We start from the raw sequence: 10,706 nt of genomic DNA on the forward strand, positions 1-10,706 counted from the left end.
TAGGATCGGGGCCGCGCATCGCGGCCCCCATCCGCGGCGTGCCCATCGCGGATTCCGTCTCCTCGCCTGCCTGAGGCGCAGATGGAGCGCGCCATCGTGATCGCAAGGACCCTCTCTTCATGACCGCATCACCCGATTTCTCCCGCAAACAACTGCGCCTGGCCGAGAAAAACCCGCACAGGCGTCGTCGAGCACAACGGCCACTCCCCGTGACCCGTCGACCAGCCCGCCGCATGAAAGTCAGCGTTCGCAAACAAGTGTCTTCCGCGGTCGCATTAGCGTTCGCTGCCCTCCTCGCCGTCAGCGTGTCCCTGCCAGCTCTCGCCGTGAACCCCTACGCGCAGACCCTCGCGGCGCCGACTGAACGAAACGATGAGGCAGTGCAGAACTTAACGACGTCGGAGAGCGGAACCATCACTGTCGCCCAGGACTCGTTCACTTCTCAAGCCATCCAGGAGACGCTGCGGACTGAGGACTCGCTCCCGGGCGTTTACTCCCAGACCGCCAACACCTATACAAATGATCTCGGCTCTGCGATCCAATGGCCCTTCCTCGTTGGCGTGCCGATCTCTACTGACTTTGGCCCGCGGATTCCACCGTGCGACGGATGCTCTAGCTTCCACAAAGGCTTGGACATGAATCCGGGCGTGAATACCCCGATCCAGGCGGTCGCGGACGGCGTCGTGAGGGAAGTCTCCAGCACCGATAAGAGCGGACTGGGTGTGTACGCGATCATCGACCACATGATCGACGGGCGTCTCGTCAGCAGCTTGTATGCCCATATGGGGGAAGGCACCCTGGCGCTTGCCGTCGGTGACCCCGTCCTCGTCGGCCAGCTGGTGGGAAACGTTGGCAACACCGGCCAAAGCACCGGCCCACACCTTCACTTCGAAATCCTCCTCGACGGCGACATCCCCACGGACCCGTACGCCTGGTTGACAGACAAGGTGAGCACGTCATGACCAACCCGAAACGCGATCAACGCCGCATGCAACGGCGTACCCTGAAAGCCCTTTCGGGTGCTGCCTTGGTCCTCAGCTTGGTATCGGGCGCGGGCTGGGCCGCCCAGCCGGCCGCAGCAGCAGCAGCCGCCGCAGCCGCAGCCGCAGCCGCAGCCGCAGCCGCAGCCGAGTATCCGTCCTGGTCGGATGTTGAAAACGCGAGAGCAAACGAAGCTTCCCAACAAGCCCAGATCAACACACTCAACACCCTGATCTCCGGTCTGACGGCCGACGTCGCTGCCGCACAAGAAGAGTCCACGCGTCGAGGTGCCGAATTTGAGCAGGCTCAGGGCGCCTTCGACGATGCCACGTACCGCGCCACAACTCTGCAGGCCCAGGCTGACGAGGCCGGCGCGCAAGCCACGTTGTCCAGCGAACAGGCTGGTCAGCTCGCATCGGGACTTGCCCGCAGTGGAGGCCCTGATCTTTCGCTGGCCATCCTCATGGCGGGAGATGGCACCGAGTCCCTGTTGTATCAGTTGGGGGCCATGAGCAAACTCACGGAACGTTCCGCCGCGGTCTACGATCAGGCCGCCTCAGACCGAAACTCTGCAACCGCCCTCACCGACCAGGCGAAGGTGGCACAGGACGAACTCGGCGCCTTAGCCAAGGAGGCCGAGACCGCCCTCACCCAGGCCATCGCCGCTAGCGCCGCAGTGGAGGTCGCACTCGCCGAGCAACAAGCAAACGCCGGCACAATGCAAGCACAACTAGCCGTCCTGACCGAGGGACGCGCCGCCACAGAAGCCGACTTCGCCAAAGGTGAGGAAGCCCGACGCGCTGCCGAGGCCGCGGCCGCTGCCGCTGCAGCCGCAGCCGCAGCCGCAGCCGCAGCCCAGGCATCCACGCGCAGCTCGGGAGGGTCGGGTGGGCCAGGGTCAGGGGCGGACTCCGGTCAGCTCAGCGGCCAAGGCTGGGCATTGCCCGTCTCTGGCTGGATTAGCGCCCCATTTGGGCCACGCCCTGTCAGACCCGTAGCCGGCGTCGGCGCTTTCCACTACGGCACGGACATCGCTGCCGGATGCGGCGTGCCGGTCAAAGCCGCAACGGGAGGCACCGTCATCTACTCCGGGTACCTCGGCAGCTACGGCAATTGGGTCCTCATCGAGCACGGGAACGGAGTCCAGACGGGGTACGCCCATAACAGCGAAAACCTGGTTAGTAACGGCCAGCAGGTCTCCGCCGGGCAGACGATCTCGTTGGTCGGGACCAATGGAGCGTCGTCCGGCTGCCACTCACACATTGAGACTCGAGTTGATGGCGCCCGCATCGATCCAGAGCCGTTCATGAGCGCTCGAGGAATCACCCTTGGCTAGGCGGCGCCGGCCTCAGTTCGCCGTGACGGGGCTGATCGCTGCGGGAGCAGCGGTGGCCCTTGCCGGCTGCGCCACAGCCGAAGTCCCGTCGAGCCCGTCTAATCCGAGTACCGCGTTCGAGCACATCCACGGCCTGGGCGCCGACCCCTCGACCGGAAACACGTACGCGGCAACTCATGAAGGTGTGTGGCTGATTCCCACAAACGGTTTGCCGGACACCTATCTCACCGGTTCGCCCCGGCCCGCAGACACAGAGCCTGTTCAGATCGGTGGCCGCGCCCCAGACGCCATGGGATTCACGGTCTCCTCTTCCGGGGTGCTCTTCATGTCGGGCCACCCGGACCCCGCAGAACAATCTGCCTCCAGGGCGCCCAACTTGGGTTTAGTGTCGAGCAGCGACCAGGCGCAAACATGGGAGACGATATCGCTGGGCGGGCAGACAGACTTTCATGACCTCGACACGGTGGCCCTGCCCGCCGGCGAACTCCGCGTCTACGGGTATGACGCGCAACAAGGCGCCCTGTTAGTCAGCGACGACAGCGGTTCCACCTGGATCACAGGTGCGACGGCACCGATCCGGGACCTGACAGCAGACCCGTCGGACCCCGATCGAGTCATCGCGACAACGGCGGACGGACTCATCGAGAGTTCAGACGGCGGCCGCACTTTCGGCTCCGTTTCCGACTCGCCCGTCCTGCTGCTTGTGGACATCTTTGATGAAAGCGCCGGAGGCGAACTCGTTGGCGTCGACCCCGCCGGCTCGCTGTGGCGACAGGAACCATCCGGCCTCTGGACGCAGACGGGCCAGGCGCAGGGTGCACCAGAAGCCCTGCACGCCGTCGGCGGGAGCTCCCCCTGGATCCTGGTCGCCGACCCTCGCGGTATCAGCGCTTCTGCGGACTTCGGTGCCACGTGGACACCAGTCCTCAGCGACGTCACCACCCCCTGACACACCACTCACACACCGTGACAATCCAAGAAACGACACCGAGCCCATGAACGTTTTAGCCAGCATCCCCAGCCCAGACGTCAGTTCCATCCAACTGGGACCATTCCAGATCCACTTTATGCCCTCTTCATCCTCGCCGGGATCGCCGTTGCGGTAGCCCTCACCTCCCGGCGTCTCACGGCACGGGGCGGGCCGTCCGGCGCGGTGCTCGACATCGCCCTGTGGGCTGTGCCCTTCGGCATCATCGGCGGCCGGCTGTACCACGTCATCACCCACCCCACCGACTACTTCTTCCCCGGCGCTGACCTCTGGAAAACGCTTTACGTGTGGGAAGGCGGCCTGGCCATCTTCGGCGCCATCCTATTCGGCAGCCTCGGCGCATACATCGCCTGCCGCCGGGCAGGACTGCGCTTCTTGTCCTTCGCCGATGCTCTGGCCCCGGGGATGTTGCTGGCGCAGGCATTCGGACGCCTCGGGAACTACTTCAACCAAGAGCTCTTCGGCACTCCGACGACCCTCCCCTGGGGACTGCAGATAGATCCAACACAACCTGCATTTCCTACCGGCTTGCCCGAGGGCACGCTGTTTCATCCGCTGTTTCTCTATGAGATTCTGTGGAATTTGCTTGGGGTCGCCATCATTCTGCTCGCCGAGAAGCACCTCAACCTCCGGTGGGGACGCGCACTGGGGCTCTATCTGGTCATCTACGGGATGGGCCGCACCTGGTTCGAGTCCTTTCGACTCGACCCCACCGAGTTCGAACTCGGCGGGTTCAAAATCAACATGCTCATCGCCACTCTTGTCGCCATCGCAGGGATCCTATTGATCATTGTGCAGTCGCGGCGCCACCCCGAACCCGAGACGGACCCCATGCTGCCGATTAGGCAAGGCGGCTCTGGGACCCCGGCTGACGATGTCTGCGTGCCATCCGATGCATCGGTCCCCGGAGCCCCTGGGCGTGGAAGGCAGGGATGACCGTCATTGGTTACGCGCGTGTCGCAACGCGCAAGCAGAGAGTCGATGAGCGAGAAATCGCCTTGACGGCTGCCGGCGCCGATCGCGTGTTTGTGGACCACGGCGAGTCGAGGAACAAGGCGTCGCTGCCGCAGTTTTCAGCCTGCCTGGACTATTTGCGGGCCGGTGACCTTTTGTTGGTTTGCCAGCTGAGCCAGTTGGATCGGTTGGGTCGCGACGATCGTTTGATCGCGCTGCTTCATGAGTTCGGTGAACGCGGCGTCGGACTTCGTTCGCTAACGGAACCGGCAATCGATACGACCGGCCCCTCAGGCCGGGCCCTTTTCGACGTCATCGCCGTGTTCGCTCAGCTGCGTTCTGAGGCGATCCAAGTGCACAGGCGCGATGGCCCCGCACCGGCTCGAGCGCATGGGCGCGACGGCGCACGCCCCACAGCGATGACTAAAGAGCGTACTGCTGTGGCTATCGACATGCGTGAGAGAGGCGCCACGATCGACACCATCGCGACCACTCTCGGCGTCGACACAGTGACCGTGCAACGCGCGCTCCTGAGCAACCCGGACGGGAAGCCGAAGTTGGGCCGAGATGGGGGCTGAGGGCAGGAGAGCCCGCTGCTCGTCCCGCGTCACCTCACGTAGGAGACCAGGCCGATCATGCCGCGAGCAGCGTGGTACGCATTGTGGCAGTGGACCAGCCATTGGCCGGGATTATCAGCGTCGAATTCGACGGTGACGGTTTCCCCCGGCCGGACGATGACGGTGTCCTTGCGTGCTCCGTTGCCCATGATCTGAAAAGTGTGTCCGTGCAGGTGTATCGGATGCCACATCATCGTGTCGTTGATCATCGTGATCTGCACTCGCTCGTTGAGGCTGACGTCGAAGGCTCCGGCATAGGGGTCGTCCATGTTGAAGGTCCGCCCGTTGATGCTCCAGTCGTAGGAGTGCATTCCTCCCGTCAGTCGCATCTCGTGTCGCCGATCTGGCGTTCGGGACGGGAGGCGGACGGATTCATCTGCTCGTAGCTGACCGCCGTCGGTGACGTCACCCGTCAGCGTGGACGGCATTCGATCCGGTGTGGGTGGGGTGCCAGAACCAGTGCGGATGAGCCCGTAGGCGCTTCCGTCCTTGCCTTCTGGGAGAGCCAAGACCGGAGTGTAGCCGTCGACGACGGTGACGAGCGCATCGATGCGTTCGCCCATTCCGAGGACAACTGCGTCCACCTCCTGGTGCTGCACCGGAAATCCGTCGGTGTGGGTGAGGGTGAGCTTCTGCCCGGGGATCCCCACCCTGTAGGCGGTGTCCCCCGCCGCGTTGATGATGCGCAAGCGGATCCGATTGCCGACTCGACTGTCGAAGACTTCGGCCGTTTGCGGAGCCTGCCCGTTAAACAAGTGGGCAGGGAACGGCACGTCGCCTGCGTCACCACCCAAATACCGACTGGTAGAGCGTGACCCCATTCCACCCATCCCCGAATCCATCCCGCTCATACCCGATCCGTCGGCCAGAGCGTTCAGCGCATCGTCGGGGGTGCCCGGGAGACCGTCGAGCCAGTCGTCGAGGAGGATGACCCATTCCTGGTCATAAGCCATGGGCTCGTTTGGGTCGTCGATGATGAGCGCACCCGACAAGGCACGTTCTCGCTGCATATCCACGTGAGAGTGATACCAGTAAGTGCCGGGTCGGTTGAGCAGAAACTGGTATCCGTAGTCGCCGCCCGGAGCAATGGTTTTTTGGGTCACGCCTGGAACACCGTCGGCATCGTTTCGCAGTGCGAGGCCGTGCCAATGGATACTCGTGGGCTCGGCCAGGGTGTTCGTCACCGGCGCCTTTAGAAGGTCGCCAGTTTTTGCGCGGATGAGAGGGCCGTTGAGTGTCCCGTTATATCCCCACGTGGTCAGAGCGGTGCCGGCGACCAGGGTCTCGAAGTCGCCGGCGGTGAGGTTTTGGGTGACGGTGGCGCCGTTGGCCGTACGCCGCGCCTCGTATTGGGCGACCAATGGATCGGTCGACTTGATCCGGTCGACCCCAGCCCGAGGGACGGTTCCCGTCGTGCAGGAGGCAAGGGCGACTGTCACCGTCGCAGCTAGAGTCGCGCCGAGAAAAGTACGGCGGGTGAGGTGAGTGACCATTTCTTTGCTTTCGTTAGTTCTTTCTGGCGGGCATCGCTGTGTCGGGCCACTGGAGTTTGGAGAGGTGGCGGCGTAGTTTCTTTTCGGACAGGCGGCCGTAGCTGAACAGCTCGCCGTCGATCAAGATTCCCGGGGCGAAAACGATGCCGACCCTGTTGGCAAGCTCACGCCCTTCGGCTGAAGCCAACGGAATCTCCACGATGTCCAGGGGGTACTCGTCGCTGAGCTGCGCCAGGGTGTTCTTGGCGTTCACGCAGGACGGGCAGGATTCCTGGGTTAGGACGGTAATCATCATGATCCGCTCACCCCGGCAGCCTTCATGTCGGCGAGCAGGTCGGTCATGGAAACGTACATTGTGTAATCCGGGGCGCCGCCGTAGTCGGCGCGCCACTCAATCTCGCCGTCGGGCCCGACAAGGATGAAGCTGTGTCCGGCGCGGGAGTCGCCCATCATGCCGTAGTCGTTCGCACCGTACTCCTTGATGACGTCCATCTTCGTGTCCGCCAGGGCGACGGAGGCGAGTTTGTCGTCGTCCATTTTCTGCGCGATCAGGTCTACCGGTCCGCTGGTAATCGTGAGCACATCGTCAACTCCGGCGGCACTGAGCTGGTCGGATGCGGCATCCAGGTCACGCATCTGGTCCCAGCAGGGCTGGCAACCCAGTCCCTCATGGAAGTACAAGAGCACCGATTTGCCCGAATAGTCACTCAGATCCACGGTGTCCCCCGTTGTGGACTCCATCGCGAATCCCGGGGCGACCTCTCCCACCCCTGGAGATCCCACCGCGTAGTCGGCCGCATCGGCGCTCCTGCCCAGAGGAGCGGACTGGGCCGTCTGGGCCGGTGCGGAGGGCTGCTGGGCGAGAACGAGGAAAAAGGCACCGAAAATCGCCACGACCACGCCGGCACCGATCAGCACGAAAAGGCGGTTGGTGTTCTTCCTCAGCGGCCGCATCGTAGCGGCCGGCTTCTTGTTGCGTGATGCCATTACTGTGAATCCTTTGCATTGTCGTGACAGGCAGGAGTCGTAGAACCGGCCGTAACCTGCTCTGACGTATCTGGCTCTGTCGTCGAAGCGGTGTGACCGACCTGTGGGCGTCGGGCGCGCAGCGCCTTCCACACCAAGGTGCCCAGGGCGCCGAAGACGACGAGGGCCGAGAGCCAGCCGGGGATGAAGCCGATGGACTGCTGAATAACCACAGCTGCGTGGTTCAGCCAGGCGGTGATCCTCACCTGCCACCCGTCAGGCGCCATGCCGATGCCGCGAACCGCAATGATCATGGTGACGATACCCATCCCGAGCATCAGTCCGCCGGACAACAGGCTCGACAGCGACAGACGACGTCCACCGGGCCACAGGGCGACAGTGCGCGCCGTAAGCAGACGGCTATTGCTCCAGTCCTTCCGATCCCACACCAGCGCAAGTACGCAGAGCGGGGCGACCATGCCGAAGACGTAGGCAATCCCCACCAGCGCAGCGGTGGAGATGGACGACGTTGCACCCGACATCGCGGCGACTCCGGCCAACACCGGTGCACAACAGGCACTGGCCGCGCCAGAGAACACGCCCAAGCCGTACACGGAGCCGATTCCGGAGCTGGATTTCTTTCCCGACGGCATCGGGAGCATCAACTTCCACCCCACCAGCGTGGCGACGCCCACAACGACCATCGCAATTCCCACCACGCTGAAGATCCAGAAGTGGTACTGGCCCAGGGCGCGGCTGACGATCGCGGCCCCCAAGGCAATGGGCAGGATGATCGTGCCGACACCGGCAGCGAAAACCAATGTCATGCCCAGAATCTGGCCACGACGGCGGAAGCTAGACGCGAAGAACGCCGGCAGCATGACCGACACACAACAGGGGGCCAGTAGGGCGACGATGCCGCCCAAGAACGAGGCGAGGATCGTGGTGGAGAGCAGGACCTGCTCCATGTATTGCTCCTTCAAAAGTGCACGGACTCACCGCCGTGCCGTGGGGGCTGGGCGGACGCCCGAGGGTCAAGCCTGGGTCGTGGTCTTTACGGGTTCGTCGGAGCCAGCGTCGCCGTGGACGTGGGATTCTTCCGTGGCGTCAGTGTTCTTGGTTTTGCTGCGCATCATCATGAACATCATTCCGATCATCATCACGGGGCAAGCCAAAACCGCTGCGATGGGAAGCGCCTCACCGATCGACCTGCCGGCCACAAGCAGCCCGCCGAGGATGACGACACCGATCACGATCATGCCGATGAGATGAGACTTGCCGCCGTGGTTGTGCCCGTTCATGGATTTTCTCTTTTCTGGGGTTCGGTTGGGTGGTCTGGGTCCGCTGGTGGCATGTCATTGCCTCGGTAATTCACGGGGAAGATCTGAGCGATCGCCCACACCCCGAGAATGACGAAGACCACACAAATTCCGGCGAGAATCGGCCACGCATTCATGACCATTACTTCCTCCTACCGGAATGTCTTGTCATGACTGTGGACCCTCCAACCGGGCCTCTCGGTGCAGGTTTGACGAAGAAACGATAAAGAATGCTCTTCACCTCCGAGGGATCTCTCAGCCTTGGACTCCGCCAGAGCAGGGAGCGCCGGGTTCCGGGGTTTGTGGACCCTGCAGATAGACAGTGAGGAATTCGCTCAGGCTCGGGTCGCCTGCATTTTCTACCTGGAGCCGCTTACCCCACGCGGTGGCGATGATCGGCGCCGGCAGGTCCGGATACGGGCTCAAGATCTCGTACGAATTTGCCGCCGCGTTGGAGGTAAGAACCTCAAGCTCTGATGCAGGCAGGTCAGTTTGGTACGTCACCCATACGGCTCCGTGTTCAAGGGAATGGACGGCACGCCACGTATCCACCGGCTGCGTGTAAACCCCACAGTTGGTCAGGTCCTCGGAATGATCCCCGCCCACCGGTGGCAACTCCGGGAAGGCCACCGTGCTGAGCACGTGCCCGCGGCTGAGCTTCGAAAAGTTCTCCACTCCTTCGATCATCGAGCCAGCCGCAGAGCTGTCATCAGACTCTGGCTGCGGACTACCTAGGACGACAACTCCGATTGTCGCCAGCACGGCGGCAATCAGGACGGCACCTGACCCGAGGAACAACATCCTCCGTCGTTGCTCGTCCTTCTTGATCTTCCCCTTCGCCTCGTCCACGATCGCTTGCCGGCCGAGTTTTCGCTCGCTGTTGGATTGCATTTCTAATCAGTTCATTTCTGTCGGTGCTGACGGTTGTGGTGGTTTCTGTGCCAGGCGGCCGGCTCAGGGGTGGTGAGTGTCGTGCGCAACCCGCAAGGATCCCGTGGAGGGTTGCAGCGATGGCCCGCTTATCAATGGGCCGACGACGAAGGAGGAGAGGAAGAACATCACAATGAAGATTGCTAGGGCAATTCCTGGGGCCCACCAGCTCGCGAATTTTCGGCGCAGCGAAATGAGCATCGGCACCGACGCTATGAAGCCGACGACACCGAAAAGGACGGTTCCGCCGCTACCCACTACGAGTGCCGAACTGGCCCTGACCCCAGCGAGTGGACACCTCACAAGAGAGAATGTTCACTATGGCAAGATCACGTCGGGACTTCACCCCTGAGTACAAAGACGAGGCCGTGAAGCTGGTGTTGACCACCGGCAGAGCGGTCGCGACCGTCGCCCGCGAGCTCGGTGTGAACGAGGCCACGCTGGGCCGGTGGGTGAGCGCGTTCAAGGCTCGCAACGAGACCGGGCAGACCGAGGTCACGGAGTCTGAACGGTCCGAACTGCTCCGGCTTCGCAAAGAAAACGCGGACCTGAAGATGGACAGGGCGTTCTTGAAAAAAGCGTCCATCTTCTTCGCCCAGGAAGCATCGGATACGAACGGCAAGCGTTCGAACTGATGCTGGCGGAGAAGACCAACTTCACCATCACCCGCATGGTCCGCCTCCTCGAGGTTTCCCGGTCGGGCTACTACGCCTGGGCCGGCCGGCCGCCGTCGCCGGCGTCGATCCGCCGGGTGCACATTGAGCAGAAAGTCGCCTTCTTCCACGGCGATTCCGACGAGGTCTACGGCGCCCCCAGGATCCTGGCCGATCTCCGCGCGGACGGCGAGATCATCTCCCGCAAAACCGTCGCCGCGACCATGCGGCGCCTGGGATTAGCGGGGATCTGCCCGAAGAAGTGGAAGACGACCACCATCATCGACCACGCTGACGCTTACCCGGTCGACGCGGTCAAACGTGAGTGGGACACCGGGGCGCTGAACCAGGTCTGGGTGGGCGATATCACCTACCTGAGGACCTGGGAAGGGTGGGTGTATTTGGCGACCGTCATCGACGCCCACAGCCGCCGCGTGATCGGGTGGGCCATCGCCGACCACATGCGCAC

The 10,706-nt window shown here is 63.1% G+C and carries 13 protein-coding genes; 7 read left to right on the forward strand and 6 right to left on the reverse strand.

The window, feature by feature from the left end:
* Window positions 1-119: 119 nt before the first annotated feature.
* The 5 genes from K2F54_RS15765 (at window position 120) to K2F54_RS15785 (ending at window position 4,837) form a co-directional block, all read left to right on the forward strand.
* On the forward strand, window positions 120-962 hold the full coding sequence (locus K2F54_RS15765; RefSeq protein ID WP_220606805.1) for a M23 family metallopeptidase: 843 nt from the start codon (window positions 120-122) through the stop codon (window positions 960-962).
* Window positions 959-2,317: a M23 family metallopeptidase gene (locus K2F54_RS15770; RefSeq protein WP_255577187.1), complete on the forward strand. Its 1,359-nt coding sequence runs from the start codon at window positions 959-961 to the stop codon at window positions 2,315-2,317. Before K2F54_RS15765 ends, K2F54_RS15770 begins: the two co-directional genes overlap by 4 nt.
* 52 nt (window positions 2,318-2,369) lie before the next feature.
* Complete coding sequence (locus tag K2F54_RS15775; protein WP_220606806.1) at window positions 2,370-3,266, forward strand: F510_1955 family glycosylhydrolase; 897 nt, start codon at window positions 2,370-2,372, stop codon at window positions 3,264-3,266.
* 141 nt (window positions 3,267-3,407) lie between these two features.
* Window positions 3,408-4,241, forward strand: a complete 834-nt coding sequence (lgt, locus tag K2F54_RS15780) for a prolipoprotein diacylglyceryl transferase (RefSeq protein ID WP_308287702.1) — start codon at window positions 3,408-3,410, stop codon at window positions 4,239-4,241.
* Window positions 4,238-4,837, forward strand: a complete 600-nt coding sequence (locus K2F54_RS15785) for a recombinase family protein (RefSeq protein WP_220606807.1) — start codon at window positions 4,238-4,240, stop codon at window positions 4,835-4,837. The genes lgt and K2F54_RS15785 overlap by 4 nt, the downstream gene beginning before the upstream one ends.
* A 29-nt stretch (window positions 4,838-4,866) precedes the next feature.
* Here the strand turns inward: K2F54_RS15785 and K2F54_RS15790 are convergent, their stop codons facing one another.
* The 6 genes from K2F54_RS15790 to K2F54_RS15815 form a co-directional block, all read right to left on the reverse strand.
* Window positions 4,867-6,369, reverse strand: a complete 1,503-nt coding sequence (locus tag K2F54_RS15790; RefSeq protein ID WP_220606808.1) for a multicopper oxidase family protein — start codon at window positions 6,367-6,369, stop codon at window positions 4,867-4,869.
* 13 nt (window positions 6,370-6,382) lie between these two features.
* Window positions 6,383-6,661 carry a glutaredoxin family protein gene (locus tag K2F54_RS15795; protein ID WP_220606809.1) on the reverse strand — a complete coding sequence of 93 codons (279 nt, stop codon included), beginning with the start codon at window positions 6,659-6,661 and terminating at the stop codon, window positions 6,383-6,385.
* Window positions 6,661-7,356: a peroxiredoxin family protein gene (locus K2F54_RS15800; protein WP_220606810.1), complete on the reverse strand. Its 696-nt coding sequence runs from the start codon at window positions 7,354-7,356 to the stop codon at window positions 6,661-6,663. Before K2F54_RS15800 ends, K2F54_RS15795 begins: the two co-directional genes overlap by 1 nt.
* Window positions 7,356-8,303 carry a cytochrome c biogenesis CcdA family protein gene (locus K2F54_RS15805; protein ID WP_220606811.1) on the reverse strand — a complete coding sequence of 316 codons (948 nt, stop codon included), beginning with the start codon at window positions 8,301-8,303 and terminating at the stop codon, window positions 7,356-7,358. The genes K2F54_RS15800 and K2F54_RS15805 overlap by 1 nt, the downstream gene beginning before the upstream one ends.
* 66 nt (window positions 8,304-8,369) lie before the next feature.
* Window positions 8,370-8,636, reverse strand: coding sequence for a hypothetical protein (locus K2F54_RS15810; protein WP_220606812.1), 267 nt, complete (start codon window positions 8,634-8,636; stop codon window positions 8,370-8,372).
* 273 nt (window positions 8,637-8,909) lie between these two features.
* Window positions 8,910-9,545 (reverse strand): thioredoxin-like domain-containing protein, encoded by a 636-nt coding sequence (locus K2F54_RS15815; protein WP_220606813.1) that lies wholly within the window; start codon window positions 9,543-9,545, stop codon window positions 8,910-8,912.
* Window positions 9,546-9,904: 359 nt separating this feature from the next.
* On the opposite strand from K2F54_RS15815, the gene K2F54_RS15820 reads away from it, so the two are divergent.
* The gene (locus tag K2F54_RS15820) at window positions 9,905-10,219 is read left to right on the forward strand and encodes a transposase (protein WP_220606814.1); all 315 of its coding nucleotides are present in this window, start codon (window positions 9,905-9,907) and stop codon (window positions 10,217-10,219) included.
* Window positions 10,219-10,706 (forward strand): DDE-type integrase/transposase/recombinase (locus tag K2F54_RS15825; RefSeq protein ID WP_220606815.1); only part of this gene is annotated, 488 nt, incomplete at its 3' end. The genes K2F54_RS15820 and K2F54_RS15825, both read left to right, overlap by 1 nt.

Source organism: Cryobacterium inferilacus (assembly GCF_019599185.1).
In the GTDB taxonomy this organism is placed as follows: Bacteria; Actinomycetota; Actinomycetes; order Actinomycetales; family Microbacteriaceae; genus Cryobacterium; species Cryobacterium inferilacus.

Excerpts from the sequence above, each read along its gene's own strand:
- K2F54_RS15765 (WP_220606805.1), top strand. The coding sequence starts at position 120 with ATGACCGCATCACCCGATTTCTCCCGCAAACAACTGCGCCTGGCCGAG.
- K2F54_RS15770 (WP_255577187.1), top strand. The coding sequence starts at position 959 with ATGACCAACCCGAAACGCGATCAACGCCGCATGCAACGGCGTACCCTG.
- K2F54_RS15785 (WP_220606807.1), top strand. The coding sequence starts at position 4,238 with ATGACCGTCATTGGTTACGCGCGTGTCGCAACGCGCAAGCAGAGAGTC.
- K2F54_RS15790 (WP_220606808.1), bottom strand. The coding sequence starts at position 6,369 with ATGGTCACTCACCTCACCCGCCGTACTTTTCTCGGCGCGACTCTAGCT.
- K2F54_RS15795 (WP_220606809.1), bottom strand. The coding sequence starts at position 6,661 with ATGATTACCGTCCTAACCCAGGAATCCTGCCCGTCCTGCGTGAACGCC.
- K2F54_RS15800 (WP_220606810.1), bottom strand. The coding sequence starts at position 7,356 with ATGGCATCACGCAACAAGAAGCCGGCCGCTACGATGCGGCCGCTGAGG.
- K2F54_RS15805 (WP_220606811.1), bottom strand. The coding sequence starts at position 8,303 with ATGGAGCAGGTCCTGCTCTCCACCACGATCCTCGCCTCGTTCTTGGGC.
- K2F54_RS15810 (WP_220606812.1), bottom strand. The coding sequence starts at position 8,636 with ATGAACGGGCACAACCACGGCGGCAAGTCTCATCTCATCGGCATGATC.
- K2F54_RS15815 (WP_220606813.1), bottom strand. The coding sequence starts at position 9,545 with ATGCAATCCAACAGCGAGCGAAAACTCGGCCGGCAAGCGATCGTGGAC.
- K2F54_RS15820 (WP_220606814.1), top strand. The coding sequence starts at position 9,905 with ATGGCAAGATCACGTCGGGACTTCACCCCTGAGTACAAAGACGAGGCC.